The organism is Maricaulis maris (assembly GCF_036322705.1).
Taxonomy (GTDB): Bacteria; Pseudomonadota; Alphaproteobacteria; order Caulobacterales; family Maricaulaceae; genus Maricaulis; species Maricaulis maris_B.
Genome location: NZ_AP027270.1, coordinates 1383671 through 1408139 on the forward strand (window position 1 = coordinate 1383671; position 24469 = coordinate 1408139).

Annotated in this window: 27 protein-coding genes and 1 tRNA gene; 21 read left to right on the forward strand and 7 right to left on the reverse strand. The window is 64.1% G+C overall.

The genetic code is table 11. From position 1 onward, the window contains the following. Nucleotides 1–9 precede the first annotated feature (9 nt). From nrdR to AAA969_RS06475, 9 genes are all read left to right on the forward strand, one after another. The gene (gene nrdR, locus AAA969_RS06435) at nt 10–495 is read left to right on the forward strand and encodes a transcriptional regulator NrdR (protein WP_338244806.1); all 486 of its coding nucleotides are present in this window, start codon (nt 10–12) and stop codon (nt 493–495) included. Next, nucleotides 492–1067, forward strand: a complete 576-nt coding sequence (locus AAA969_RS06440; RefSeq protein WP_338244808.1) for a RibD family protein — start codon at nt 492–494, stop codon at nt 1065–1067. Before nrdR ends, AAA969_RS06440 begins: the two co-directional genes overlap by 4 nt. Continuing rightward, nucleotides 1067–1672 carry a riboflavin synthase gene (locus tag AAA969_RS06445; protein WP_338244811.1) on the forward strand — a complete coding sequence of 202 codons (606 nt, stop codon included), beginning with the start codon at nt 1067–1069 and terminating at the stop codon, nt 1670–1672. The genes AAA969_RS06440 and AAA969_RS06445 overlap by 1 nt, the downstream gene beginning before the upstream one ends. 14 nt (nt 1673–1686) lie before the next feature. Next, entirely contained in the window at nt 1687–2808 is a 1122-nt protein-coding gene (gene ribB / locus AAA969_RS06450) for a 3,4-dihydroxy-2-butanone-4-phosphate synthase (RefSeq protein WP_338244813.1), read from the forward strand. Then, entirely contained in the window at nt 2805–3233 is a 429-nt protein-coding gene (gene ribH / locus AAA969_RS06455; protein WP_338244815.1) for a 6,7-dimethyl-8-ribityllumazine synthase, read from the forward strand. The genes ribB and ribH overlap by 4 nt, the downstream gene beginning before the upstream one ends. A 2-nt stretch (nt 3234–3235) precedes the next feature. Further along, a complete protein-coding gene (gene nusB / locus AAA969_RS06460) occupies nt 3236–3718 on the forward strand; it encodes a transcription antitermination factor NusB (RefSeq protein WP_338244817.1) in 483 nt (160 codons plus the stop codon). Nucleotides 3719–3721: 3 nt separating this feature from the next. After that, a complete protein-coding gene (gene thiL, locus AAA969_RS06465; RefSeq protein ID WP_338244819.1) occupies nt 3722–4684 on the forward strand; it encodes a thiamine-phosphate kinase in 963 nt (320 codons plus the stop codon). A gap of 39 nt (nt 4685–4723) precedes the next feature. Continuing rightward, entirely contained in the window at nt 4724–5236 is a 513-nt protein-coding gene (locus AAA969_RS06470; RefSeq protein WP_338244821.1) for a hypothetical protein, read from the forward strand. A 203-nt stretch (nt 5237–5439) separates the two neighbouring features. Continuing rightward, nucleotides 5440–7533 (forward strand): sodium-translocating pyrophosphatase, encoded by a 2094-nt coding sequence (locus AAA969_RS06475; RefSeq protein WP_338244824.1) that lies wholly within the window; start codon nt 5440–5442, stop codon nt 7531–7533. Here AAA969_RS06475 and AAA969_RS06480 read toward each other — a convergent pair. Beyond that, nucleotides 7530–7943, reverse strand: coding sequence for a hypothetical protein (locus AAA969_RS06480; protein WP_338244826.1), 414 nt, complete (start codon nt 7941–7943; stop codon nt 7530–7532). The two genes, AAA969_RS06475 and AAA969_RS06480, sit on opposite strands and share 4 nt — an antisense overlap. Before the next feature lie 823 nt (nt 7944–8766). After that, the gene (locus tag AAA969_RS06485) at nt 8767–9261 is read right to left on the reverse strand and encodes an outer membrane protein assembly factor BamE (protein ID WP_338244828.1); all 495 of its coding nucleotides are present in this window, start codon (nt 9259–9261) and stop codon (nt 8767–8769) included. Nucleotides 9262–9379: 118 nt separating this feature from the next. On the opposite strand from AAA969_RS06485, the gene AAA969_RS06490 reads away from it, so the two are divergent. The 6 genes from AAA969_RS06490 to AAA969_RS06515 all read left to right on the forward strand — a co-directional run bounded on the left by AAA969_RS06490 (nt 9380) and on the right by AAA969_RS06515 (nt 13164). After that, nucleotides 9380–9913 carry a ubiquinol-cytochrome C chaperone family protein gene (locus tag AAA969_RS06490; RefSeq protein ID WP_338244830.1) on the forward strand — a complete coding sequence of 178 codons (534 nt, stop codon included), beginning with the start codon at nt 9380–9382 and terminating at the stop codon, nt 9911–9913. Between the two features lie 97 nt (nt 9914–10010). Continuing rightward, nucleotides 10011–11066: a phosphate acyltransferase PlsX gene (gene plsX / locus AAA969_RS06495; RefSeq protein ID WP_425325037.1), complete on the forward strand. Its 1056-nt coding sequence runs from the start codon at nt 10011–10013 to the stop codon at nt 11064–11066. Then, nucleotides 11063–12040 carry a beta-ketoacyl-ACP synthase III gene (locus AAA969_RS06500; RefSeq protein ID WP_338244834.1) on the forward strand — a complete coding sequence of 326 codons (978 nt, stop codon included), beginning with the start codon at nt 11063–11065 and terminating at the stop codon, nt 12038–12040. The genes plsX and AAA969_RS06500 overlap by 4 nt, the downstream gene beginning before the upstream one ends. Nucleotides 12041–12138: 98 nt before the next feature. Further along, nucleotides 12139–12444, forward strand: a complete 306-nt coding sequence (locus tag AAA969_RS06505; protein WP_338244836.1) for an integration host factor subunit alpha — start codon at nt 12139–12141, stop codon at nt 12442–12444. Between the two features lie 30 nt (nt 12445–12474). Beyond that, nucleotides 12475–12966, forward strand: coding sequence for a MerR family transcriptional regulator (locus AAA969_RS06510; protein ID WP_338244838.1), 492 nt, complete (start codon nt 12475–12477; stop codon nt 12964–12966). Between the two features lie 120 nt (nt 12967–13086). Further along, a tRNA-Pro gene (locus AAA969_RS06515) sits at nt 13087–13164 on the forward strand. 61 nt (nt 13165–13225) lie between these two features. Here AAA969_RS06515 and AAA969_RS06520 read toward each other — a convergent pair. Further along, nucleotides 13226–14491, reverse strand: a complete 1266-nt coding sequence (locus AAA969_RS06520; protein WP_338244840.1) for an NAD(P)/FAD-dependent oxidoreductase — start codon at nt 14489–14491, stop codon at nt 13226–13228. Nucleotides 14492–14698: 207 nt separating this feature from the next. Here AAA969_RS06520 and AAA969_RS06525 point away from each other — a divergent pair, with 207 nt between their 5' ends. Then, complete coding sequence (locus AAA969_RS06525; RefSeq protein ID WP_338244842.1) at nt 14699–15724, forward strand: COX15/CtaA family protein; 1026 nt, start codon at nt 14699–14701, stop codon at nt 15722–15724. Nucleotides 15725–15740: 16 nt separating this feature from the next. Here AAA969_RS06525 and AAA969_RS06530 read toward each other — a convergent pair whose 3' ends face one another. Then, complete coding sequence (locus AAA969_RS06530) at nt 15741–16589, reverse strand: CPBP family intramembrane glutamic endopeptidase (RefSeq protein WP_338244844.1); 849 nt, start codon at nt 16587–16589, stop codon at nt 15741–15743. Between the two features lie 83 nt (nt 16590–16672). Between AAA969_RS06530 and AAA969_RS06535 the strand changes: the two genes are divergently transcribed. Beyond that, nucleotides 16673–17176, forward strand: coding sequence for a MarR family winged helix-turn-helix transcriptional regulator (locus AAA969_RS06535; RefSeq protein ID WP_338244846.1), 504 nt, complete (start codon nt 16673–16675; stop codon nt 17174–17176). 44 nt (nt 17177–17220) lie between these two features. Here AAA969_RS06535 and AAA969_RS06540 read toward each other — a convergent pair whose 3' ends face one another. Together AAA969_RS06540 and AAA969_RS06545 are read right to left on the reverse strand one after the other, a co-directional pair. Next, nucleotides 17221–18309 carry a hypothetical protein gene (locus tag AAA969_RS06540; protein WP_338244848.1) on the reverse strand — a complete coding sequence of 363 codons (1089 nt, stop codon included), beginning with the start codon at nt 18307–18309 and terminating at the stop codon, nt 17221–17223. Then, nucleotides 18210–19625: an alkaline phosphatase PhoX gene (locus AAA969_RS06545; RefSeq protein WP_338244850.1), complete on the reverse strand. Its 1416-nt coding sequence runs from the start codon at nt 19623–19625 to the stop codon at nt 18210–18212. The genes AAA969_RS06540 and AAA969_RS06545 overlap by 100 nt, the downstream gene beginning before the upstream one ends. Nucleotides 19626–19863: 238 nt before the next feature. Here AAA969_RS06545 and rplM point away from each other — a divergent pair, with 238 nt between their 5' ends. After that, on the forward strand, nt 19864–20328 hold the full coding sequence (gene rplM, locus AAA969_RS06550; RefSeq protein WP_338244852.1) for a 50S ribosomal protein L13: 465 nt from the start codon (nt 19864–19866) through the stop codon (nt 20326–20328). Nucleotide 20329: 1 nt separating this feature from the next. Further along, nucleotides 20330–20827: a 30S ribosomal protein S9 gene (gene rpsI / locus AAA969_RS06555; protein ID WP_425324993.1), complete on the forward strand. Its 498-nt coding sequence runs from the start codon at nt 20330–20332 to the stop codon at nt 20825–20827. 77 nt (nt 20828–20904) lie between these two features. Here rpsI and AAA969_RS06560 read toward each other — a convergent pair whose 3' ends face one another. Beyond that, nucleotides 20905–21816 (reverse strand): LysR family transcriptional regulator, encoded by a 912-nt coding sequence (locus AAA969_RS06560; protein ID WP_338244854.1) that lies wholly within the window; start codon nt 21814–21816, stop codon nt 20905–20907. 112 nt (nt 21817–21928) lie between these two features. Between AAA969_RS06560 and AAA969_RS06565 the strand changes: the two genes are divergently transcribed. Continuing rightward, nucleotides 21929–22561, forward strand: a complete 633-nt coding sequence (locus AAA969_RS06565) for a class I SAM-dependent methyltransferase (protein ID WP_338244856.1) — start codon at nt 21929–21931, stop codon at nt 22559–22561. Nucleotides 22562–22595: 34 nt separating this feature from the next. Then, the gene (locus tag AAA969_RS06570) at nt 22596–24467 is read left to right on the forward strand and encodes an ABC transporter transmembrane domain-containing protein (RefSeq protein WP_338244859.1); all 1872 of its coding nucleotides are present in this window, start codon (nt 22596–22598) and stop codon (nt 24465–24467) included. Nucleotides 24468–24469: the final 2 nt, after the last annotated feature.

The following is a 24469-nucleotide window of genomic DNA, read 5'->3' on the forward strand; positions in this document are numbered from 1 at the left end:
GATACCGGCATGCGTTGTCCTTTCTGCGGTCATCCCGATACCCAGGTGAAAGATTCCCGTCCGGCCGAGGACGGGAATTCCATTCGTCGCCGTCGTCAGTGCCCGTCCTGTGCGGCACGCTTCACAACGTTTGAGCGTGTGCAGTTGCGTGAACTCACGGTGTTGAAGAAATCCGGGCGTCGGGTGCCCTTTGACCGGGACAAGCTGAACCGGTCCATCCAGCTGGCGATGCAGAAGCGCAACATCGAACCGGACCGGATCGACCAGATGATTTCCGGGATCGTCCGGCGGCTCGAATCGACCGGGGAGACGGATGTGACGTCCGACCGGGTCGGTGAGCTGGTCATGGAAGGCCTGAAGAACCTCGATGCTGTGGCCTATGTCCGATATGCATCGGTTTACAAGGACTTCCACAAGGTCGAGGATTTCCGCGAGTTCATCACCGATGAAGCGCTGAGTGCGCATTTCGGGGCGCGCGAAGACGACGACGGATGACCGGCGCGGGCAGACCGCGTGTCACGCTGAAGCTGGCGACCTCGCTCGATGGAAAGATCGCGCTTTCCAACGGGGCCTCCCAATGGATTACCGGACCGCAGAGCCGGGCAGTCGTTCACCGGATGCGGGCGGCGCATGATGCCATTCTGACCGGGATCGGGACCATTCTCGCAGATGACCCCAAACTGACAGCGCGGCCCGAGGGTGGGTGTGAGCGTCAGCCGGATATCATCATCATGGACAGCAGTGGACGCACGCCCGGGAATGCCGCCGTGTTCAAAGGGGGGGATCGTTCTGTGACCCTGGTGCCCCATCGTGATCTGTCCCGCGCCATGGCCGGCCATGGGCGCGTGATGATCGAGGCCGGGGCGCAGATTGCAGCGTCTGCGATCCGGGTCGGGCTGGTGGATCAGATTGAATGGTTTCGCGCGCCAATCGTGCTCGGCGGGGACGGTTTGCCGGTTCTCGCAGCTCTGGGCCTTGAGACACTGGGCGAGGCCCCCATTTTCAGGCGCACCGGCGTCATTGAACGGGGCGCTGATCTGCAAGAAAGCTATGAGCGGGTGCGTTGATGTTTACCGGTATTGTTACGGCCAAGGGGCGGATCCGCCAGATCAGCGGTGAGGGCGTTCGTCGCTTCGAGATTGAAGCCGCCTACGATCCTGACACGATCACACTGGGGGCCTCGATTGCTCATGCGGGCGCTTGCCTGACCGTTGTCGACAAGGGGCCGGAGGGCGAGGGCGCCTGGTTCGCTGTTGAAGTCTCCCCGGAAACGCTGCGGCTGACCACGCTGGGTTCTTGGCGTGAGGGCGACGCGGTCAATCTCGAGCGCGCACTGGCGATCGGCGAGGAGTTGGGCGGCCATCTGGTCACCGGGCATGTCGATGGCGTCGGCGAGCTGGTTGACCGCCGCCTCGAGGGCGACTGGATTGTCCTGACCGTCCGGCCTCCCGTGGCGCTCAACAAGTTCATTGCCAAGAAGGGCTCGATCACCGTCGACGGCGTCTCGCTCACGGTGAACGAGGCGAGCCGCGACACGTTCGATCTGATGATCATCCCGCATACTGCCGACGTCACGACGCTTGGCGCGCTGCAAATTGGCGCGCACGTCAATCTTGAGGTTGACCTCATGGCACGCTACGCCGCGCGTCTGAGCGAATTCTCGCCGACCTGATTTTGGAGACGCGCGTGAGCGACATCCCACTTTCCCCCATCGAGGACGTTATCGAGGATGCGCGCAATGGGCGCATGTTCATCCTCGTCGACGCCGAAGACCGCGAGAATGAGGGCGACCTGGTCATACCGGCCAAGTTCGCGACTCCGGACGCTGTCAATTTCATGGCCAAGCATGGTCGCGGCCTGATCTGTCTGGCCTTGACCCGGGAGCGCACCGATCAGCTCGGCCTCAAGCTGATGTCGACCGAGAACCGCTCGCGGCACCAGACGGCCTTCACCACCTCGATCGAGGCGCTTGAGGGCGTGACGACCGGTATCTCGGCTCATGATCGCGCCCGTACCATTGAAGTTGCGACAGATCCGTCCAAGGGCGCGGAGGACATTGCGACACCGGGTCACATTTTCCCGCTGGTCGCGCGGGATGGCGGCGTGCTGGCGCGTGCCGGTCATACCGAAGCGTCCGTCGACGTGGCCCGGCTCGCCGGTGCCGGCTCGGCCGGCGTGATCTGCGAGATCATGAACGAGGACGGGTCAATGGCCCGTCTGCCGGACCTGATCGCCTTTGCCCAGTTGCACGGGCTGAAGATCGGCACGATTGCTGACCTCATTGCCTATCGCCGCCAGAATGATCGCTTCATCGAGCGCCGGATCGAAAGCGAATTCACCTCGCAGCTTGGCGGGCCGTTCAAGCTCTTCGTCTTCCGCAACACGCTGGACGGGTCCGAGCATGTAGCCCTGGTCAAAGGGGAGCCGAATGGCGACTCGCCGACCACGGTCCGGATGCACAAGGTCAGCTTCGTTGACGACGTGCTGCATGAGAGCGGGCCGCGTGGCGCCTTGGTCGAGGCGGGTATTCGTGCGATTTCCAAGGCAGACGGGCCGGCCGTGATGGTCTTCATCCGCGAAACCTCGCATACCGCTATCATGGAGAGGCTGGGGGCCCACCCGGTCCTGCCGCAGGACGAGCGCGAAGCGCGGCGTCTGCGCGAATACGGTGTCGGCGCGCAGATCCTGCTGGATCTCGGTGTGCGTGACATGGTCCTTCTGACCACCAAGCCGCAGACAATCGTCGGGCTTGAGGGGTATGGTCTTTCGATCCGCGAGGAGCGGCATTTTCCGGAGGGTGACGCATGAGCGCGCCGAAATATCTCATCATTGCGGGCACTTTCTACCGCGACATTGCCGACGCCCTGATCAAGGGGGCTCGCGAGGCCGTCGAGGCCAAGGGCTGTGCCTTTGACATCGTCGAGGTTCCCGGCGCCCTGGAAATTCCCGGCACGATCGCCCAGGCCGAAAAGGCCGGCGCCGGCTATGACGGCTATATTGCCCTCGGCTGCGTCATTCGCGGTGAGACCAGCCACTATGATTATGTCTGCGGGGAATCAGCGCGGGGGATCATGGATCTGAACCTGCGTGCGATTCCGGTCGGAAATGGTATCCTGACGGTCGAGAACCGCGCCCAGGCGTTGAAACGCGCGGTCGACAAGAATAAAGGCGCAGATGCGGCGAATGCAGCGATGATGCTGATCGAGCTGCGTAACCGCTTCAGGAGCGCATGAGCATGGCCACTGCCAGCAAGGAAAACCCGTCTGAAAGCCGCGCCCGCCTGCGTCGTGCTGCCCGTCTCTGTGCCGTCCAGGCACTCTATCAGATGGAAATCGGCGGCCTTGGCGCCACGGCGGTCATCCGGGAGTTCCGGGATCACCGCTTCGGAGCCGAGGGCGAGGGCGCCGAGTTCGTTGCCGCCGATGAGGACTTCTTCGAAAGCCTTGTCGCCGGTGTCGTCGAAAGGCAGGCCGAGGTGGATCCCGCCATGGATGCCCTGCTGGCCGACAACTGGCGCCTTGAGCGTCTCGACGCGACGGTTCGGGCCATCCTGCGGGTTGGCGGCTTCGAGCTCCTCTACCGCAAGGACGTGCCGGCCCGTGTGGTGATCGACGAATATATCGATATCGCCAACGCGTTCTTTGAAGGCTCCGAGCCTAAATTCATCAACGCAGCCTTCGATCGCTGCGCCCGTGACGCCCGCCCGGACGAATTCTAGGCGATGGCCGGGGACGGCGAGTTCGACTTCATCCGCAAACGGCTCCTGCCGTTGATGGAGGGCGATCCCGCCGGTCTCGACCTGGCTGACGATGCCGCGCTGCTCTCCCATGGCCCTTGCGAAGAGTTCGTGTTGGCGTGTGACACCCTGATTGCCGGGGTCCACTTTCTCGAAACCGACGCCCCGGCTGTTATTGCCAGCCGCGCCCTGCGCAGCAATCTCTCCGATCTTGCAGCGATGGGGGCGACACCGCGCGCCTATCTCTCCGCCCTGTCCTGGCCGGCCGCTTTGCCGGATGCCTGGCGGAGCGCGTTTGTTGACGGGCTGGCGCATGAGCAGGCGCGGTTCGGTCTCGTGCTGGTTGGCGGTGACACGACCGCAACGCCCGGACCGTTGACCATCAGCCTGACATTGGTCGGATCGCTTCCGGTCGGCACGGCGCTGCGGCGCGCCGGGGCCAGCGTGGGCGAGGATGTCTGGGTTTCCGGGATGATCGGTGACGCCACGCTCGGTCTCGAGGTCGCACGGGGTGACGTCACCATGCCCACAGCCTGCCGCCGGGCTTATGAGGCGCCGGAGCCGCGGCTCGGGCTGGGTCAGGCCCTGCGCGGGGTCGCGACCAGTGCGGTCGACATCTCCGACGGGCTGTTGGCCGATGCGGGTCACATCGCCGCGGCGAGTCGGTGCCGACTGGTTCTCGACGTTGATACGGTCCCGGTCTCACCGGCGGCTGCCGGCTGGCTCGCCGCTGGCGGGGCGCTGGAGCGGCTCATGTCCGGCGGCGATGACTACGAGCTCCTGTTCACGGCGCCCCCGACGCAACGCGCAGCGATCGCCGCGATCGGTCGGGACCTGGCGCTCGAGCTGACGCGGATCGGTCGGGTCGAAGCCGGTTCCGGCATTCTCGCCCGCCGGGCCGATGGCACCCGTCTCGAGACGGTGCGGACCGGATTTACGCATTTTTGAGGCAATCCTGTCAGTCTCCGAGGCGATTGAGAGGCTGTCATGCGCTATCTGTTTGCTTTGCCGGTTTGGGCTGTCGCGGTTTTGCTGGCGCCGGTGCCGGCTTTTGCCTTGGTCTCGCCACCGCCCGAGCCCGCACACGGGGCCGGCGATAGTGGTGGGGGCAATCGCATCCTGACGCTCTTCAATCGGGCCGGCTCGGAAGAGGAGGACGCCGCCGAGGCTGAGGAGGAGGAGGATCCCCGCTCTTTCACCATTCCGACGGTGGTGGCGCCGCTGCAGAGAGACGGCCATCTGACCGGCTATGCCTATGTCCAGATTCGCGTCCGGGTGGCCGACGGACAGAATATCTGGAGCGTTCGCGAGGACGCCCACTACGCGCTTGATGCTGCGGTGCGGGCGGCTTTCCGCAATTCTGTGTCCAATGCCGAAGGGACCGATCTCGACGCCGGGCGGGCCGTCGATGTCTGGCGGGCAGCGCTCATCGAGCACTACGGAGCGCAGGCGATCGACCGTGTGGAGATTCGCCAGGCGGACATCCGCCTGTTCCGTTGATCAAACTATATTGCAGTGCAGCAAGTTAATGTTTTGACTTGTTAAAGAGTGCGTATTGCACCGCCCCAAACCATTGGGCATAGTCCTTCCCAAGAACAAGAAGAATAGCGGGGGAGGTGTCTAAGGTCGGCGTGGTCACACGTGCATGCTTTCCCGTATTCCTTCCGAGACCATAACGAAGTGAACAAACGGGGCTGGAATCCATGAACATGCTTTTATTGGCCATTGCGGCCGCTGTTCTCGCCATCATCTACGGGGTCGTTCAGACCCAGCGGTTGATGTCGGCGAGTGCGGGCACCGAGAAGATGCAGGAGATCGCATCGGCCATCCAGGAAGGCGCGAACGCCTACCTCAAACGTCAATACACCACCATTGCCATCGTCGGCGTTGCCGTCTGTGTCCTGCTCGCGGTTTTCCTCGGCTGGCAGGTTGCGCTCGGCTTTGCGATCGGGGCGGTCCTGTCCGGGGCGGCCGGCTTCATCGGCATGCTGGTCTCGGTTCGCGCCAATGTGCGCACGACCCAGGCGGCCAGCACGAGCCTCGCGGCGGGGCTGGCGGTTGCCTTCCGTTCCGGAGCCATTACCGGCATGCTTGTGGCCGGTCTCGCGCTGCTGGGCGTGGCGGGCTATTACTGGATCCTGACCGGGCCGATGGGCTTTGTTCTCGGTAGCGACGACAGCGGCCGGATCATCATCGACTCGCTGGTTGCGCTCGGCTTCGGCGCCTCGCTGATCTCGATCTTCGCCCGTCTCGGCGGCGGTATCTTCACCAAGGGTGCGGATGTCGGCGGCGACATGGTCGGCAAGATCGAAGCCGGTATCCCGGAGGACGATCCCCGCAATGCCGCGACCATCGCCGACAATGTCGGCGACAATGTCGGTGACTGTGCCGGCATGGCGGCCGACCTGTTCGAGACCTATGCGGTGACCGTTGTCGCCACCATGGTGCTCGCCGCAATCTTCTTCACCGGCGGCCTGGCAAGCGAGATGGTGCTCTACCCGCTGATGATTGCAGCGGCTTGCATCGTGACCTCGATCATCGGCACCTTCTTCGTCAGCCTGGGCAAGGGCACCAATGTGATGGGCGCGCTCTACAAGGGCCTCATCGTGGCCGGTGTGCTGTCGATCGGCGCCCTGTGGCTGGTCACCAGCTACACCATCGGCATGGGCGATATCGCCGAGGTCAACGGCAAGATGATCACCGGGATGAACCTGTTCTGGTCCGGCATTATCGGCCTGATCGTCACCGCGGCCATCATCTGGGTCACCGAATACTACACCGGCACCGAATTCCGTCCGGTACGCTCGGTTGCCCTGGCTTCGGAGTCCGGACACGGCACCAATGTCATCCAGGGCCTCGCGGTCTCGCTGGAATCGACAGCCCTGCCGGCGCTGATCATCATTGGCGGCATCCTGGGCACCTACACCCTCGCGGGCCTGTTCGGGATTGCCATCTCGGTGACGACCATGCTGGCCCTGGCCGGTCTGATCGTGGCCCTCGATGCCTTCGGTCCGGTCACCGACAATGCTGGCGGTATCGCTGAAATGGCGGGCCTGGACGAAAGCGTGCGCAATACGACCGACACGCTGGACGCCGTGGGTAACACCACCAAGGCAGTCACCAAGGGCTATGCGATCGGCTCTGCCGGCCTCGGCGCCCTGGTCCTGTTTGCGGCCTATACCACCGATGTCGAGCACCTGCTCGGGATCCAGCCCGACTTCTCGCTGGAAAACCCCTATGTCATCGTCGGCCTCCTGTTCGGTGGCTTGCTGCCTTACCTGTTCGGCGGCATGTCGATGATGGCGGTCGGCCGTGCGGCAACCGCCGTGGTGGCCGAAGTGCGGCGTCAGTTCCGGGAAATCCCCGGGATCATGGAGTACAAGGCGAAGCCGGATTACGGCCGCGCCGTGGACATCCTGACCAAGGCAGCGATCCGCGAGATGATCGTTCCCTCGCTGCTGCCGGTGCTGTCGCCGATCGTGCTCTACTTCGCGATCAATCTGATCGCCGGCCAGGCGCAAGCCCTGGCAGCGGTCGGGGCGATGCTGCTCGGTGTCATCGTCAACGGCCTCTTCGTCGCGGTCTCCATGACCGTCGGCGGCGGTGCCTGGGACAATGCCAAGAAGTATATCGAAGACGGCCATCACGGTGGCAAGGGATCGGAAGCCCACAAGGCCTCCGTGACCGGTGACACCGTCGGTGATCCCTACAAGGACACCGCCGGCCCGGCCGTCAATCCGATGATCAAGATCACGAATATCGTGGCCTTGCTCCTGCTGGCCTTCCTGGCTCACTAGTCGCAGGCATCATCAAGACTGTCCGAGAGCTCCGGCCAACGGCCGGAGCTCTTTCTTTTGCGCAAGACCTCGCAGCGACTTTGCCATCTGTTTTCCGCGTCGACATAAGCGGCCTGGCAGGCGCGCCAGATCAGACTGTCCTCGCAGGGTATGACCCTTTCGTGCGCTTCCGGTCGGTGGGTGAAGGCCCATGACAGAGGGTGGCGATGTTCTGGCAGGGGGGCGCCGGTCTCGCGGGCGAACATGATGGCCACATAATCCTCCATGACCTGGTCGCGCTCCCAGATCGGGTAGTCATCCGGATCGTCAAAATCGTCCTCCTCCCTCGCCGGTGATGCGAGCGCCTTCGGTGCCATTTCCGGTCGTTGATCGCGCAGCCTGCGGCGGCGCGCATGCCTGCGTTTGCGCATGATGTCTCCTTTTCATTCAAACGGGCACGCGTTGACGGGCGCCACGACGGCGTCGCCTGGCGTTTTGGCAGAAGAGGGTGTGCGGGATACCGGCCGGAGCCGATAAAGCGCTGATTTGTAACGGTAGCCCAGACAAGCATCCCGCACGCGGAGATTTCCCGGGTTGCCTTCCAGCCCCCGAATCGAAATCTGCAGGATCAGGGCGGTCAATCGTTGTGCCGCGAGTCCTGCCGATGGCCGCACCGGGTCTGGCGGTGGTCAACTCCACCTAACCGGATGCGCTCCGCCATCCCCGCACCCCCGGATAACCGGTCCGAGCCTCGAGTGGCGCGGGAACGGGTGGATTATGGGTCGGGTGAAATGGGGGGCGGACAAGTATTATCCCTATCCCCGCGACAACCACCGTCATCCCGGCCCAGGCCGGGACCCGGACCGCGACGCAAGTTGTTGCCATGCTTGGCGAAATCGGGCCTGCGAGAGTGGGGCCTGACCTGTGCCGGGATGACGGTTATGAGCGTGATGGGTGGGGGATAAACTCCCACGTTTCTTCCCCACAACGTGGAGAAGTGGCGCTCAGGAGCCTTGACGAAGGAGGGTCGATGGGGTCCGAGCGCAAGCGAGGATGGGGCGGGCGAGGAAGGCCCATGCCGCCTTCGGCGTCACCCCTCCGTCCCACCCTTCGGGCGCGCGACCTCCCGATGAAATGGGTAGGAAAAGAAGCGACAAGCTTGCGTCACCTCCCCCCACAAACCCAAACACATTTTCCCGGATGGCACCGCGCGCTTCCGGGTAAATGAGAGGAGAGGAAAGGCTTGGCGCTGACCTACTGGTCGCGACGCGGGCCACCGGCACCGCCGGGCAGGTTCTGCTCGCCGCCGAACTGCTCGGTCGGCAGGCGGCCGACATTGCCGAGCAATTGCTCGAGCAGGGTCAGCTCGCGACCGCGGGTCGGGGTCTCACGGTTCGCATAGGCCACCACACGGCCATCTTCCAGGCCGTATTCGGAGACATCGCTGACCACGCCGTCTTCATTGAAGGTGACGGCGATGATGCGGCGGTCGCGGATTTGCGGCCGGAGATAGGCCAGGCTCTCGCGGGTCGCCGAGATGTAATACCAGGTGTTGTCTTCGAAGGTGCCGCGGGTCGAGGGATTGCCCAGACGCGACAGCACGGTGGTCTCGGTGTCCTCGGCCACCACGATGGTGGGGACGTCCTGGGTGGTGTAGCGATAGCCATGCGAGCGCAGCACCGGATTGCAGGCCGAGGCGCCAATCGCGCAGGCGGCAATCAGAACAGTAAGGCTAACGCGACGCTTCATCAGGAACTCCTGCGAGATGGGGTCGGCCCCGCGCGACGTGATGACGCGTGTGGCCCTGTCTTGACCTAACCAAGGGCGAGCTTAGCTTCAAGCGCCAATTCTTGGGAGAGCGGATCGCATGTTGAACGGACTTTTCGGTCGCAAGCCGGAGAAAGCCCGCGCAGACGCGCTGTACCGGCATGTCGTGGCGGCGGCGCGGTCGCCGCACCTTTATGCAGAGCTGGGCGTCCCGGACACGGTCGAGGGCCGGTTCGAGATGGTGATCCTGCATGTGGCGCTGGTCGTTTTGCAATTGCAAGCGCTTGAAACCGAGGAGGCCAAGGCGCTCAGCCAGGCCCTGTTCGACACCATGTTCGACGATTTTGACGCCGCCATGCGCGAGATGGGGGTGGGAGATTCGGGCGTCGGCAAGAAAATCCGCTTCATGGCCGAGGGCTTTTACGGTCGCGCCGAGGCGCTGCAGAAGGCGACGGCGACCGACGGAGACGACGAATTGCAGACCGTGCTCGCCCGCAACGTGTTCAATGCCGAGGCCGATGACGCCCGCGCGCCAGCCCTTGCCCTATACGTCAACTCGGTGCTTGGCGGGCTGCAGGCACAGGGCGGGGCAGCCCTCCTGAAAGGCGAGGCTCCGGTTTTCAAGGCAGGCTGATCGCCGCCTTGCTGCCTTGCATTGCCAGAGTCATGGTCTAAGTTCCGCGGGCTTTCGGGCGCTCAGCGCCCCTGCGAGGGACATGGCACCGCATCTCATGACAGGCATCCCCACGATTTCGGTCGACGCCATGGGCGGCGATCTCGGACCCGAGGCGGTCGTCGAGGGTATCGGGCAGGCGCTCAAGCGCTGGCCCGACCGCAAGGCGACCTACATCCTTCACGGCGACGAGGCCCTGCTGGGGCCACTTCTCGCCAAACACCCCAAGGTCGCCGCGGTCTGTGAGCTTCGGCACACGGATACGCTGGTCCAGATGACCGACAAGCCGAGCGAGGCGGTGCGCCGCGCCCGCGGATCGTCGATGTGGAATGCGATCCAGAGCGTCAAGTCGGGTGAGGCCGGGGCCATCGTGTCGTCGGGCAATACCGGTGCGCTGATGGCGATTTCCAAGGTCATCCTGCGCATGAAGAAGGGCGTTCACCGTCCGGCGATCTCGGCCAACTGGCCAACGCCGAAAGGGCATACGGTGGTTCTCGATGTCGGGGCCAATGTCCAGTGCGGGGCGACCCAGCTCGTCGAATTCGCCATCATGGGCGAGGCCTATCATCGGGCTGTCTTTGGCGGCACTGCGCCGACTGTCGGCCTGCTCAATGTCGGCCAGGAAGAGCTCAAGGGCAATGATACGGTGCGCGAGGCCGATCAGCTGATCCGCCAGTCCGGCCTCGACATGGCCTATCAGGGCTTCATCGAGGGCAATGACATTTCCGCCGGCGGCATTGATGTGGTGGTGACCGACGGCTTTACCGGCAATATCGCGCTGAAGACCGCCGAAGGCACGGCGCGCCTTGTGGCGGGCTGGGTGCGCGAGGCGCTGACCAGCTCGCTGATCGCCAAGCTGGCCGCCGGCCTGCTGTCGCTCGGTGCCCTCGATCGCCTGCGCCAGCGCATGGACCCGCGCTACATCAATGGCGGCGTCCTGCTCGGCCTCAAGGGCATTGTCGTCAAGTCGCATGGCGGCGCCGACGGGGAGGGCTTCGCCTCGGCGCTGGGCCTCGCCTATGTCATGGCGCAAAGCGATTTCCTGGCCCAGATCCGGGCCAATCTCGACAAGTTCGCCAGTTTTGAAGAACAGGAAGTCGCAGCAGTCTCATGACGGATCTGAGTGCGCGTATTGCCGGTATCGGCTCCTATCTGCCCGAGCGGATCCTGACCAATGACGAGATTTCCGCCATGGTGGATACCAGCGACAGCTGGATCCGCGAGCGTACCGGGATCCGTCAGCGCCATATCGCCGGTGAGGGTGTCACCACCTGTGATCTCGCCGAGCGGGCCGCCCGTCGCGCGCTCGAAGATGCCGGTCTGACCGGCGAGGATCTCGACCTGATCGTGGTCGCCACCACGACGCCGGATTTCACCTTCCCCTCTGTCGGGACCATGCTGCAGGCCCGCCTCGGCGCGACCAAGGGCGCGGCCTTTGACGTCCAGGCCGTGTGCACGGGCTTCGTCTATGCCCTCGCCATGGCCGACAACATGATCGCCCGCGGTCAGGCCCGGACCGCGCTGGTGGTCGGGGCCGAGACCATGTCGCGACTGCTCGACTGGACTGACCGCTCGACCTGCGTGCTGTTCGGTGACGGGGCCGGGGCCATGGTGCTGCAGGCCGAGGAGCCGGCAGCGAGCGGTAAACAATCCGGCATCCTGGGCACCTATCTGCGCTCGGATGGCCGTTTCAAGGACCTGCTCCATGTCGATGGTGGCCCGTCCTCGACCGGTACGGTCGGGCATCTGCGCATGGTCGGAAACCAGGTTTTCCGGCACGCCATCACCAATATCGCCGAGTCGATGACAACGATTGCGACCCGCTCGGGCGTGACCATCGACGAGGTTGACTGGTTCGTGCCGCACCAGGCCAATCAGCGCATTCTCGAAGGCGTGGCGCGCCGCCTGTCGATCCCGACCGAGAAAGTCATCTCGACCGTGGCCGACCATGGCAACACCTCGGCAGCCTCGGTCCCGCTGGCTTTTGACCGCGCTGTGCAGGACGGGCGGATCAAGCGGGGCGACCTGGTTTTGATGGAAGCTTTGGGTGGCGGATTCACCTGGGGCGCGGCCCTGGCCCGGTTCTGATTATTATATTTCGCGGTTTCTTGCACTTATCCAAGACCTTGGCGTTGACCTGACCCGCTTTGGGGGCGTAGCTTGGCGTTCTCTATCTGGGGATGCCTATGTCCGATAAAACCTTGACGCGCGCTGATCTGGCAGAATCTGTTTACCGGGAGGTCGGCCTCTCCCGTCAGGAATCGGCGGATCTTGTTCAATCCGTTCTTGGAATGATCTCGGACACGCTGGCCCGGGGCGAGTCGGTCAAATTGTCGTCGTTCGGCTCCTTCCTCCTGAGGGACAAGCGTGGCCGTGTCGGGCGTAACCCGAAGACCGGCGTGGAAGTGCCGATTGAGGCGCGCCGCGTTCTGGTGTTCAAACCGTCGCAAGTTCTCAAGGAGCGCGTCGACTCGGCTCTGTCCAAGGATTAGGGCGGACCCGCGGACTGATGCGAGCAGCGCATGTCGGTCACCAACAAGTCTGCAGACGCCTTCCGCACCATCAGCGAGGCTGCCGAAGAGCTTGATATCCAGGCGCATGTCCTGCGTTTCTGGGAGAGCAAGTTCGCCCAGATCAGCCCGCTCAAGCGCGCCGGTGGCCGCCGTTTCTATCGTCCCCAGGACCTGCAATTGCTGCGCGGCGTGAAGCGTCTCCTCTACGAAGATGGCTATACGATCAAGGGCGCCCGCAAATACTTCAAGGATCACGGCATTGCCGCCGTCATGGAGCTCGGCGCGAGCGGTGGCGGAATGGGCGACGAACCGCGTGAGACCCGGGCCGCGGCGCCGGCGACTGCGGATGTGCTGGCGCTCGATGCAAGTGACCGGGAAGGCCCGGCTGCCGCCAGCCCGTCCCGTCCGCGACCGGCCGACGGGCCAAAGCGCCAGCTGGCGGATATTCTCGCCGACCTCGAAACCGCCCAAGCCAAGCTGAAAGCCGCCCTCGAACCCTGACGGCCGGGGCCCGTGCCAGCGGGTTGCAGAAGCCGCTGACAGGCCTGTTGCGGAGCGGCAAACCTCCCCCTATAAGCGACTTCCCCATTGGACGGGCCTGCCTGTCCAGCAAGTGAGTGTCGGAGCGTGGCGCAGCCCGGTTAGCGCACCGGTCTGGGGGACCGGGGGTCGCGAGTTCGAATCTCGCCGCTCCGACCATTCCTCACTTGCCTGACGTTCTCATCGATCATCCCGATCGCGGCCTCTGGTGCCTGCAAGGTCAGGCCGTGGCCTGGGCCGCCTTCATCACATCCTTCATCGCCACATCCGGGTCCGCCAGCGCGGCCGGGTCCGGCCTGGCGCGTTTCTGGATCATCATCTTGGCGGCCATGAAGCTCTGCGGGTCGTTGATGCAGTCGGCGGCAATGAGGACGCCGTCGGCGAGATGGAAGAAGCTGCGCGGGGTCTCGTCCTCCCCGGCCCGGGTGATCGTGGTGTCCTGGGCGCCGATCAGGCCGGCGGTCTGGAGTTTGAGGTCAAACTGGTCCGACCAGAACCACGGCACTTCCGGTTTCGGCTCAGCCGCGCCGCAAATCGCCGCCGCGGCGCGTTTGCCCTGGTCGAGGGCGTTGGGCACGCTTTCGAGGCGCAACCGTGAACCGGTCAGCCAGTTCTCCTGCTCGGCGCAGTCACCAATGGCGTAGATGTCCGGGTCATTGGTGCGGCAGACCTCGTCAACCACGATACCATTACCCGTCGCCAGGCCGCAGGCCGCGGCGAGCTCCACGTTGGGGACCACGCCAATCCCGACCAGGACGCTGTCACAGGCAATCGTCTCGCCATTGCCCAGCTCGACCTTGGCGACGGACTTGCCGCGGCTGAACAGTCCGGACTTCGGTTTCAGGGCCGCGACCTGTGCGTTGAGGCGGATGGAGACGCCGCGGGTGTCATGGGCCGCGCGGTAAAACTCGGAGACTTCGGGCACGGCGACGCGGGCCAGCAGCCGGTCCATCGCCTCAATAACGACAGGCTTGGCGCCCAGCTTGGACGCCACCGAGGCGGCTTCCAGGCCGATATAGCCGCCGCCGATGATGGCGATACGCTTGCCCGGCGCGAAATCGGCCTTCAGCGCGTCGACATCGGCGATCGAGCGCAGATAGCGCACGCCGTCCAGATCGGCACCGGGAACGGGCAGGGTGCGCACGCGGGCGCCGGTTGCCAGCACGAGGTGGCTATAGGCTTCCTCGCGACCATCGGCGAAGATGACCAGCTGGCGGTCCCGGTCAATGCGCTTGGCCCGGCAGGACAGTCTCAGCTCGACCTGCTGCTCGGCCCAGGTTTCCGGTGGCTGCAGCCACAGTCGGCTCTCGTCGATTTCGCCGGAGAGATAGGTCTTGGACAGGGGCGGGCGCTGGTAGGGCGGGTGTGCCTCCTCGCCGGAGAGCACGATGCGGCCGGTATAGCCGAGGCGGCGCAGCGAGGCGGCGCACTGGCCACCGGCCTGCCCAGCGCCCAGAATGATGACGGTCCCGTCCTTGCTATCCACCTCGGTCTCCTTCGTCGGCCTGAACTTTTAGGGTCTTTTACGGTCTTTTACGGGCTTTTGCGGTCGCCCTGACGCGAACCGGTTGCGACATGATGGCGCGTCCGACCCAGTCCTGCGAGTGCAATATCAGCATGCCGGCGCGTCAGGGTGAAGCGGCAGGCTTGTGCTGGCGTGTGTATGGGTTACCTAGCCGCGTCAGGAGATCCCATGTCGTATCATACCAGCACCACAAGCCGCGCCGTTTCGATCTGGCTGCTCGTCGTTGCCGCGCTCGTCTGCCTGATGATCCTTGTCGGCGGTACCACGCGCCTGACCGACAGCGGTCTGTCGATTACGGAGTGGAAGCCGATATCCGGGGCCCTGCCGCCGCTGACGCAGAGCGACTGGGAAGACGAGTTCGCGCTCTACCAGCAGACCACGGAATTCCAGGTTCAGAACTCCGCCATGACGCTGCAGGAGTTCGAATTCATCTACTGGTGGGAATGGGGTCATCGCCAGCTGGGCCGCCTGATCGGGCTCGTCTATTTCGTCCCCTTCGTGTTTTTCTGGCTGCGCGGGAACCTCAGCGCCCGGCTCAAGCCGCGCCTGTTCGGTCTCCTGATCCTGGGCGGTGCCCAGGGCGCGATCGGCTGGTGGATGGTGGCCAGCGGCCTGTCTGACCGGCTCGATGTCAGCCAGTACCGGCTCGCCACCCATCTCGGCATGGCCTTCATCATTCTCGGCGTGTCGATCTGGATGTCGCTGGAGGCCCGCTATGGTCCGCCCCCGCTGCGGCGCGGGCGTCTGGCCGGGATCACGGCTGGCCTTCTGGGTCTGGTCTTCCTGCAGATCATCCTCGGGGCCTTCGTGGCGGGCCTGGATGCCGGGCGAATCTACAACACCTGGCCGCTGATGAATGGCGATCTCATCCCCGAAGGCTATCTGGGCGGGATGAGCTTCTTCCCGGCGATCTTCGAGAGCCATGCGGCGGTCCAGATGCACCATCGCTGGATGGGCTATCTGGTGGCCATCGCGGTCTTTGCCTATGCGGCCCTGATCTGGCGTGAGCCGCGGGTGTCGCTGAAACCCTTCATGGTCATTTTGCCGGCCCTGGTGATCGGCCAGATCGCGCTGGGCATTGCAGCGCTCCTGGCGGTTGTCCCGCTGTCGCTGTCGCTGGCCCACCAGGGTGGCGCGATCGTGCTCTTTATTGCCACGGTGTCTGCCGCGTGGACGGCCCGGCGGGCGGTGTGATGCCGGGTCATTTGCGCTAGAGGCCGGCCTTGCGCGCTCGCTGCCAGTAAATGATGGCAATCAGGCTCACCACGATCGGGATCATGAGTCCGTACTCATCCGTCCACAGGGTGGTTGTGGGGGACTCCACCGTCAAAGGCATACAGATTTTCTGGATGTAGATGTTGTGGGCGCCATGAAACATGATCGCGGGCCACACTGATCGGCTCTTGAAGGTGTAATAGGTCATGATGACCGTCATGGCGATAATCATCACCGTGAAACACAGCAATTGAAACAGCGTGTTGCCGCCGCCGTAGGTGATGATGATCGGGTAATGCCAGACCGCCCAGATGCCGCCGCTGATCAGGCAGGTCGCATTGAAGGAAAAGAGTTTGCGCAATTCCCAGGCCAAAAATCCGCGCCAGCCGATTTCCTCGCCGGCAATCGTGCCCAGTGACTTGATGAATTGCACCACAGCCATCAACACGACCATCAGGGCGATCACGGCAAAAGCCGGGGCCCCGGGCAGTCCAAGCGCCTGGCGCCATTCGCTGACCGTTTCGGGATTGCCGAAACCGCCGAGGCCGGTCATCCAGATGATACCGTAGGCTGTCGAGACATAGAGAACCGGAATGAAATAGCCGGCGCGATTGGCGCCATGGTCGCCCCAGGCCCAGGGCAGGTGGGAGATTTTTCGGCTGCGGATTTTCAGTGTCAGGAAGGCCGACAGTGTCGGCATCATCATGAGTGTGCCGACATAAAGCGAGGTCGGCACCAGGCCGATGATCGCATAGTGAGCCACGGCACTGACAATCGTGAGGATGACGAGGAAGGTCAGCAGGGTGATGATCGTGCTGCGTTTGTCGGTCTGCGCTGCGGTCATGATGTAAGACTTTCCTTTACGGGTGAGAGCGCCGGGTTTAAATTCTACATCAAATTGTACAATTGATTGTATAAAGGCAAGCCATGCGCGACAGCAACATCATGGATACGCACGCCCTGAGCGGTGCATTTGTTTCGAACAAATTGCTGAGGCTGGTCGAAACGCTGGCCGATCAGGGCCAGGTCCTGCTGTCATCAGCGGGGATTGATATTCCGCCGCGCGCGATCTCGACGGTTCTCATGATCGGGGAAATCCCCGATGTAACCGCGGCTGATATTGCGACATCGCTGGATCAGCCCCATCAGGTCGCGACCCAGCGGATTGCGGCGCTGATCGAGCTTGGCCTCATTACCAAACGCCCGCATGCCACAGACAGCCGCCGCAAGGTTCTGGTCCTGACGACGCGCGGCCGGGCCCAGTATCAGTCCATGATGGTGATGTTGGAGAAGATACGCGCGGCCATGGACGCGCTCTTCGACGAGATTGGCTGTGACCTGGCAGCCAAGGCTGTCGAGGCCGTCGCCGCGCTGCAGGCACGGACCCTGATCGAACGGATCGGGGAAATGGACGCGCCCGATACAAAATGAGCCGCTTGCGCGGCTCATTTCAGGGTCACAGACCTTGGCCGGTATCAGTCCGCCGTCACAACCGCCCGGGTCAGGGCATCGCGCGAAACGACCTTGAGACGGCCGGCACCGCTGTCGAAGACGACCAGCAGGCCGTTGGCATAGGCGGTGTAACCGTAATCGGCATCGGTCACCGAGAGGGCAGCCGGCACTTGCACGCCCTGGGTCGAGAGACCGTCGATGATATCCAGCGACAGTCCCGCCTCGAGCGTGCCTGCGTCGAAGGTCTGGACGGTCTCGGCATTGCCATTGGTGGCCAGCACAAGGCGGGTTCCGTTGAACTCGCCGATGGTCAGGCTTGCGGCCGGGTAGGGCGCTTCCGCGATCAGAGTGCCGTCTCCGGTCAGGCGGGCGAGGCCGCCGGCCGGGCTGGCGGTGTAGATGTCGCCGTCAAAGGTGGCACACTGGCGGGCCGGATCGGGCAGCGGGAAGTCGCGGATGCGCTCGACACTGAGCTGGTCCTCGCCGGCATCTCGGACACGCCAGATTTCTGCGCGTGCGCCGGTGCCCAGAACGACCAGCTCGACGAACCCGGCGCCCTCGCGCATCAGGCACAGGCCGGAGACGCCATCAATCGGCTCGATATCGCCAAGCGGCAGGTCGAGGATCTGGGCGCCATCGCGAACCACCGCATAGCCGCGCACGGCATTGCTGTCGCTGGCGGCGCCGAAGATGAGCGGCAGGGTCTCGCCCCGGAGCTCGAAATCGGGTGCGGCGGCGAGGCCGGTCAGACGTTCGCCGGCGTGACGGGTTTTCAGCATGCCGTCGAGATCAAAGATATCGATCCCGCCCTCGCGCGGAGCCGAAAGGATGAAGCCGAGCGACGGGGCCTGGCTGTCAGGCAGGAAGCCGACCGGACCGCCACCGCCCTCAACAGCGGTGAAGGCGGCGGTGACCAGGAGTTCGACCGGACCCTCCGGATTGGCGATCGCCGTATCCGGGCTACTGTCCTCGGTGGCCGGGCTGCAGGCGGCGAGCGCCAGCAGCGAGCCGCCTAGGACGAGCGCGCGGGCCAGGGACCGCGAACCGCGAAGGTGCGGCCGGGATAGCGCTGTACGTTGAAAAACAGGGTCGAACCGTCGGGACTGAAACATGGACCGCAAATCTCGCTTTTTTGACCGTCGGGCCCGGAGGCCGCGTTACGACCAATCGTATACACCTCTCCGTTGGGCGTCACGCCGCGGATGTACTGGTCCTCATCACCGTCCTCGACCACGATCAGGTCACCCCAAGGGGCGACACAGAGATTGTCGCACTTGTCCATGACGGCGGCGTCGCTGCTCTCGAAGAACAGCTGGAGGCGCCCTGGCGATGCGGCTTCGCCGGCCTCGCCCTCAGCCGGGCTTGGCTGGTAGCGCCAGATCTGGCCGAGATGCTCGGGGCCGCCATCGGTACAGGCGAAATAGCATTCATTCTCACCCCACCAGATGCCCTCGCCACGGGTGAAGTGAGCCGCCCCGGCGGCGATGCCGCGAGCAGCAAGGTCGGCATTGGGGGCTTCGGGATCATCAAGGTCGACCCATTCGACATCGACCCACTCGCCCGGCTGGATGGAGGTGCCCTCCCAGTTGCGGACGTCCAGGCCCGGACGGCCCCGCACGGCAAGCGCCTGGAGCTGGCCGCCCTCGACCAGTTGCCCGGGAACGTTCGGCAGGAAGCGGTAGAACAGGGCGCGCCCATACTGGTCCTCGGTCTCGTAGGCGATCAGCGTGCGCGGATCGATGGCCACCGCCTCGTGGCGGAAGCGGCCCATTGCCTTGAGCGGCACCGGCTCCACCAGGCCCGTGGCCTCGGCGGGCACTTCGAAGACATAGCCGTGCTCGACGCCGGCATCCGGACCGGCATTGGTTTCGGTCTCCTCGCAGGTCAGCCAGCTGCCCCACGGCGTCGGACCGCCGGCGCAATTATTGATCGTGCCGACCAGCGAGAGATATTCGTCTTCCACCGCCAGCGTCTCGGGATCGAGAACAATGTGGCTGGTGCCGCCGATATGCGGATTGCCGTTCTCGTCCCAGTCGTGAACGCGCGAACGATCGATCAGATCCAGCCCGGCATTGTCGAGGCCGAAGGGCGTCTTCTCGGCATCGCCGATGCGCAGTTCGTGATTGCGGACCAGGACAATGCGGCCATCGGCTTTCTGGAAACAGGCCATGCCGTCAAAGTCACCGGGGACGACGAGCCCGTCACTCATCGGCTGACCCGCTGTGGAGATGACGTCATAGCTGAAGCCGCGCGGCAGATCGAACAGGCCTTGCGGATCGGCCTGCAGATCACCGAGCACGTCAACCTGGTTGAAATAGCCTTGTCCGTCCGGGGTACGGCTCTGACACGCGGCCAGAACGGACAGGCCGGAGAAGGCCAGGGTGGTTGCCGCGCTGTTGCGCAGGAAGTGACGACGGGACAGGGACATGGAGCGCTCCAAAGGGCTCTGGCCAAAAGGCTCTGGGCAGGTGGTTGGTTTGGCCATTACCTACATCGACTTCACGACGAAGCCATGACGCTTCTGCACTATGCGGTATTATTTAACCGCATCGCTAGGTGTATAAAAATGCAGTCAGAATTCGGCACACGCTTGACCGGACTGAAAATCACCCCTAAACGGCGCCATCGAATTCAACCCGAGCCATCAGGCCTGAGGCAGGATTATTATGAAAACCATCTCCGTTAAACCGGCGGATGTCGTCAAAAAGTGGGTCGTGATCGACGCAGAGGGTGCCGTTGTCGGTCGCCTCGCTGCCTACGTCGCCACCCGCCTGCGCGGCAAGCATCGTCCGGACTACACTCCCCATGTCGACATGGGCGACAACATCATCATCGTGAATGCCGAGAAGGTCGTCTTCACCGGCAAGAAGCGCGACGACAAGCGTTACTATCACCACACCGGTCACCCGGGTGGGATCAAGGAAACCAGCCCGGCCAAGCTGCTGGACGGACGTTTCCCGGAGCGCGTTGTCGAGAAGGCCGTGCTGCGCATGCTGCCGAAAGACAGCCCGCTGGCGCGTCAGCAGTTCTCGAACCTGCGTGTCTACGCCGGTCCCGATCACAAGCACGAGGCCCAACAGCCGGAAGTGGTCGATTTCAAGTCCATGAACTCCAAGAATACGCGAGGCTGATATGTCAGACGAAGCCCGCTCGCTCGAAGACCTCAAAGACGTCATCAAGGAAGCCGACGCCGGCACCGTGGTGGCTGACGAGTCCGTTCCGGCTGAGCCCAAGATTGATGAGCATGGCCGTTCCTATGCCACTGGCAAGCGCAAGAACGCGGTCGCCCGCGTCTGGATCAAGCGCGGCAATGGCAAGATTGTCGTCAACGGCAAGGACCAGGAGCAATACTTTGCCCGTCCGGTCCTGCGCATGCTGCTTCAGCAGCCGCTGGAAGCCGCTGAACGCGTCAATGAGTTCGACGTTTTCGCCACCGTCACCGGTGGTGGTCTGTCCGGCCAGGCCGGTGCTGTGCGTCACGGCATCTCCAAGGCCCTCCAGCTGTTCGAACCGGGCCTGCGCCCGGTCCTGAAGGCCGGTGGCTTCCTGACCCGCGACAGCCGCGTCGTCGAGCGTAAGAAGTACGGCAAGGCCAAGGCCCGCCGCTCCTTCCAGTTCTCGAAGCGCTAAGCTTTAAGAACGTACAGACAACAAGACGGGCGGTGCCACTGGCACCGCCCGTTTTTGTTTGTCCGGTTACAGGCGATTTACAGCCGCGGGCGGGCCCGGGCCTGCTCGGCCAGGCCTTCCGCGATCATGTCGAAGACCAGGCGGATGCGGCGGCTGGTGTTGAGCTCGCGATGGGTGACCAGCCAGGTTTCGACCGGAATCGCTGGCAGGGATGGCCAGACCTGTTCCAGGGTCGAGTAGTGTTCGATCCAGTCACGCGTCATCAGGGTGACGCCGAGACCCTGCATCGCCAGTGCGTGATGGACGCTGCTGCTGCCGCAACTGATCGTGAAATTGTCCAGCGTCAGCTGGAGGCCGAGCGCGTTGAGGTAATCGATGACCCGCCCATTCTGCTCGAAGCCGATGAAGTCGAGCCGGTTGACATCGTCGAGGCTGACCGGCCGCCCGACCCGGTCGAGATAGTCGGGATGGGCATAGAGATGACCGGTTGTTTCGCTGACCCGGCGGGCGATGAGATCGGGCTGTTCCGGCCGGGCGTGGCGGATCGCAATATCGGCCTCACGTTTTTGCAGATCCTGCAATTCATTGGAGGCTATGATTTCGAGACGGATGCCCGGCGCTTCCTCGCGAATGCGCTTGATGATCGGCGGCAGATAGTATGAGGCGGTGATATTGGTCGCGGTGACGGTCACCAGCCCTTCAATGGCACTCGATTGTCCGGAGGCCGTCAGCGAGATACGCTGGGCGGCTTCCCCCATCGAGCGGACATGCTCGACCAGTTCGAGCGCGGCGCTCGTTGGTCGCGTGGCGCGGCGGTTGCGCTCGAACAGGGTGATCCCCAGGTCCGCTTCCAAGGCCGCGATCTGGCGACTCAGTGTCGGCTGGGTCTGACCAAGGGCCCGCGCGGCGCCGGAAAACGAGCCTTCCTCAATGGTCGCGAGGAAGGCGCGGATCTGGTTCCAGTCGAAGGCAATGGCGTTCCATTTCATTTATTTGCGTATATCAGATGTCCGTATCGGCGCAATTTATCTTCGCTCCAAGTATGGCAAAACCAATTCGTGGCGGATCGCACAGGGCGGTCGCCAACCGGAGACCGATACCATGACCAACGCGACCCGCTGGTGGGACAAAATCGCTGAAAAATACTCGAACCAGCCGATCGCTGACGTCGAGGCCTGGGAGCACAAGCTCGGCAAGATCCGTGAGTATGGCTCGTCCGAAGCGCGGGTGCTCGAGTTCGGGTGTGGCACCGGCGGGACCGCCCGCCGCCTCGCAGGGTCTGTTGGCTCCATCCTCGCGACGGATATCTCCGGTGAGATGCTGCGGATCGCCGCAGACCGCGGTCGTGCCGAGGGGATTGATAACATCACCTACCAGCAGGCAGATTTCGCGTCACTGGAGGCCGCGGAGGGGAGTTTTGATATCGTCCTCGGCATGAGCATCCTGCACCTGCTCGATGATCGCGAGGCCGCGATGGACAGGGCGAGGGCGATGCTCAAGCCCGGCGGTATCTTCATCACCAGCACCGCCTGCCTGCTCGACGGCTACTGGTTCATGGTCCCCATCCTGCCTATCGGCCGCCTGTTTGGTGCCTTCCCGCTGGTCAAGGCGTTCAGCGGCGACCGGCTACGGCGCGAGATTGCAGCGGCCGGCTTCGAGATTGACTATGACTGGCGACCCAAGGCATCCGGAGCGCTCTTCATTGTCGCGCGCAAACCGGCTACCGCCGCGTAGCGTCCGACGGCCGCACCGCCAGGAAAGTGATCGAATGACCCAGACCCAGTCCGCTGCTGACGCCGCCGCCGACGAGGCCCGCGGATCCGGTTTTGCGGCCGAGATGGAGCGCGACCGGGCGCATCGCGAAAGAGCGAAATCGGCCCGGCCGCTGCGCCGGCTGGTGCCCTATGTGACGCGCTATCCCGGTTTGCTGGCGGCCTTTGTCATCTTCCTGGTACTGGCTTCGGCGCTGACCCTGATCCTGCCGGCAGCCTTCCGTCTGGTGGTCGATTGCGGTTTCCAGAGTGGCAGTGCCCAGGCAGGGTGTGACCTGATCGCCAGTGGTGGCGGGCTGGGCGCCTATTTTCTCGCCGGCATCGCCGTCGCCGGTCTTCTGGGCCTGGCCAGCGCCTTCCGCTACTACTTCATCAGCCGGCTTGGCGAGCGTGTCGTCGCCGACCTGCGGGAGGACGTGTTCAGTCACCTCCTGACCCTCGATCCCGGCTTTTACGTGCACACGCGGACCGGTGAAGTCCTGTCGCGGCTGACCACTGACACCACGCTGATCCAGACGGTGGTGGGCTCCTCGGTCTCGGTGGCGTTGCGGACCGTCGCAACGACCACTGGCGCACTGTTGCTGATGGTGGTGGTCAACTGGCAGCTGGCGCTCCTGGTTCTCGCCCTCGGACCGGTCATCCTGCTGCCCGTGGTGCTGTTCGGACGCCGGGTGCAGCGGCTGTCGCGGACCAGCCAGGACAATCTGGCCGATGCCTCGGCCCGTGCCGGCGAGACCCTGCAGGCGATCGAGACGGTCCAGGCCTTTACCCGTGAGCGTGAGGAGGCGGGCCGGTTCAGTGCTGCGGTCGAAACCACTTTCCAGGCTGCCATGCGACGGATCCAGGTCCGTGCCGTCATGACGGCGGTGATCTTCTCGGTCATCCTGAGCGGGTTGATCGCGGTGTTGTGGTTCGGCGCAGTCCAGGTCCAGACCGGGGCGATGACGGCCGGGGCGATGACCCAGTTCGTGATGTACGCCTTTGTCGCCGTCAGTGGGGTCGGCATGCTGACCGAGACCTATAGCGAGGTGATGCGGGCCGCCGGAGCCACCGAGCGCCTGATGGAATTGCTGGCCGCGCGCGGCGCCCTGGCGACCGACGCAGGGGCGGCAGCGCCTGCCCAGCCGGTGCGTGGCGCGATCCGCTTTGAAGACGTGGTCTTTGCCTATCCGGCCCGTCCGGACGAGACGGTTCTCGACGCTATCACGCTGACCGTCGAGGCCGGTGAAACTGTCGCGATTGTCGGTCCATCCGGGGCCGGCAAGAGTACCCTGTTCCAGCTGATGCTGCGCTTCTACGACCCGGCGAGCGGGCGCATCACGCTGGATGGCGCCGACTTGCGCAGCCTGGACATCGAAGGCCTGCGGCAGTCACTGGCTATCGTGCAGCAGAACGCGCCGCTCTTTTCCGGCAGTGTCGCCGACAATATTCGTTTCGGCCGCCCGGACGTCGGCGAGGCCGAGATTGTTGCGGCAGCCAAGGCGGCCAACGCGCATGAGTTCATCATGGCCCTGCCGGACGGCTATGCGACGCCGCTCGGGGAGCGGGCCTCGACCCTGTCGGGCGGGCAGCGTCAGCGGATCGCGATTGCCCGCGCCATTCTGCGCGACGCCCCGGTGCTGCTGCTGGATGAGGCGACGAGTGCCCTCGATTCGGAGAGCGAGCATCTGATCCAGGCCGCCGTCGAGCGGCTGGCCCGTGACCGGACCACGCTGGTGATCGCCCATCGCCTGGCCACGGTCCGCACCGCCGACCGGATCATCGTCATGGAAGACGGCCGGATCGTGGACCAGGGCACGCATGACGCGCTGATGGCGCGCGGCGGCCTCTACGCCCGCTACGTCGCGCTGCAATTCGCCGGGACCTGACC

What these genes read in the sequence shown, in the direction of transcription:
- AAA969_RS06545 (WP_338244850.1), bottom strand. Translation starts at nt 19,625, where the DNA reads ATGTCCCTGTCCCGTCGTCACTTCCTGCGCAACAGCGCGGCAACCACC.
- AAA969_RS06510 (WP_338244838.1), top strand. Translation starts at nt 12,475, where the DNA reads ATGTCGGTCACCAACAAGTCTGCAGACGCCTTCCGCACCATCAGCGAG.
- rplM (WP_338244852.1), top strand. Translation starts at nt 19,864, where the DNA reads ATGAAAACCATCTCCGTTAAACCGGCGGATGTCGTCAAAAAGTGGGTC.
- AAA969_RS06440 (WP_338244808.1), top strand. Translation starts at nt 492, where the DNA reads ATGACCGGCGCGGGCAGACCGCGTGTCACGCTGAAGCTGGCGACCTCG.
- AAA969_RS06560 (WP_338244854.1), bottom strand. Translation starts at nt 21,816, where the DNA reads ATGAAATGGAACGCCATTGCCTTCGACTGGAACCAGATCCGCGCCTTC.
- nusB (WP_338244817.1), top strand. Translation starts at nt 3,236, where the DNA reads ATGGCCACTGCCAGCAAGGAAAACCCGTCTGAAAGCCGCGCCCGCCTG.
- AAA969_RS06470 (WP_338244821.1), top strand. Translation starts at nt 4,724, where the DNA reads ATGCGCTATCTGTTTGCTTTGCCGGTTTGGGCTGTCGCGGTTTTGCTG.
- rpsI (WP_425324993.1), top strand. Translation starts at nt 20,330, where the DNA reads ATGTCAGACGAAGCCCGCTCGCTCGAAGACCTCAAAGACGTCATCAAG.
- thiL (WP_338244819.1), top strand. Translation starts at nt 3,722, where the DNA reads ATGGCCGGGGACGGCGAGTTCGACTTCATCCGCAAACGGCTCCTGCCG.
- AAA969_RS06475 (WP_338244824.1), top strand. Translation starts at nt 5,440, where the DNA reads ATGAACATGCTTTTATTGGCCATTGCGGCCGCTGTTCTCGCCATCATC.
- AAA969_RS06535 (WP_338244846.1), top strand. Translation starts at nt 16,673, where the DNA reads ATGCGCGACAGCAACATCATGGATACGCACGCCCTGAGCGGTGCATTT.
- AAA969_RS06565 (WP_338244856.1), top strand. Translation starts at nt 21,929, where the DNA reads ATGACCAACGCGACCCGCTGGTGGGACAAAATCGCTGAAAAATACTCG.
- AAA969_RS06530 (WP_338244844.1), bottom strand. Translation starts at nt 16,589, where the DNA reads ATGACCGCAGCGCAGACCGACAAACGCAGCACGATCATCACCCTGCTG.
- AAA969_RS06500 (WP_338244834.1), top strand. Translation starts at nt 11,063, where the DNA reads ATGACGGATCTGAGTGCGCGTATTGCCGGTATCGGCTCCTATCTGCCC.
- AAA969_RS06525 (WP_338244842.1), top strand. Translation starts at nt 14,699, where the DNA reads ATGTCGTATCATACCAGCACCACAAGCCGCGCCGTTTCGATCTGGCTG.
- AAA969_RS06480 (WP_338244826.1), bottom strand. Translation starts at nt 7,943, where the DNA reads ATGCGCAAACGCAGGCATGCGCGCCGCCGCAGGCTGCGCGATCAACGA.
- AAA969_RS06540 (WP_338244848.1), bottom strand. Translation starts at nt 18,309, where the DNA reads ATGTTTCAGTCCCGACGGTTCGACCCTGTTTTTCAACGTACAGCGCTA.
- plsX (WP_425325037.1), top strand. Translation starts at nt 10,011, where the DNA reads ATGACAGGCATCCCCACGATTTCGGTCGACGCCATGGGCGGCGATCTC.
- AAA969_RS06445 (WP_338244811.1), top strand. Translation starts at nt 1,067, where the DNA reads ATGTTTACCGGTATTGTTACGGCCAAGGGGCGGATCCGCCAGATCAGC.
- nrdR (WP_338244806.1), top strand. Translation starts at nt 10, where the DNA reads ATGCGTTGTCCTTTCTGCGGTCATCCCGATACCCAGGTGAAAGATTCC.
- AAA969_RS06570 (WP_338244859.1), top strand. Translation starts at nt 22,596, where the DNA reads ATGACCCAGACCCAGTCCGCTGCTGACGCCGCCGCCGACGAGGCCCGC.
- ribH (WP_338244815.1), top strand. Translation starts at nt 2,805, where the DNA reads ATGAGCGCGCCGAAATATCTCATCATTGCGGGCACTTTCTACCGCGAC.
- AAA969_RS06485 (WP_338244828.1), bottom strand. Translation starts at nt 9,261, where the DNA reads ATGAAGCGTCGCGTTAGCCTTACTGTTCTGATTGCCGCCTGCGCGATT.
- AAA969_RS06490 (WP_338244830.1), top strand. Translation starts at nt 9,380, where the DNA reads ATGTTGAACGGACTTTTCGGTCGCAAGCCGGAGAAAGCCCGCGCAGAC.
- AAA969_RS06505 (WP_338244836.1), top strand. Translation starts at nt 12,139, where the DNA reads ATGTCCGATAAAACCTTGACGCGCGCTGATCTGGCAGAATCTGTTTAC.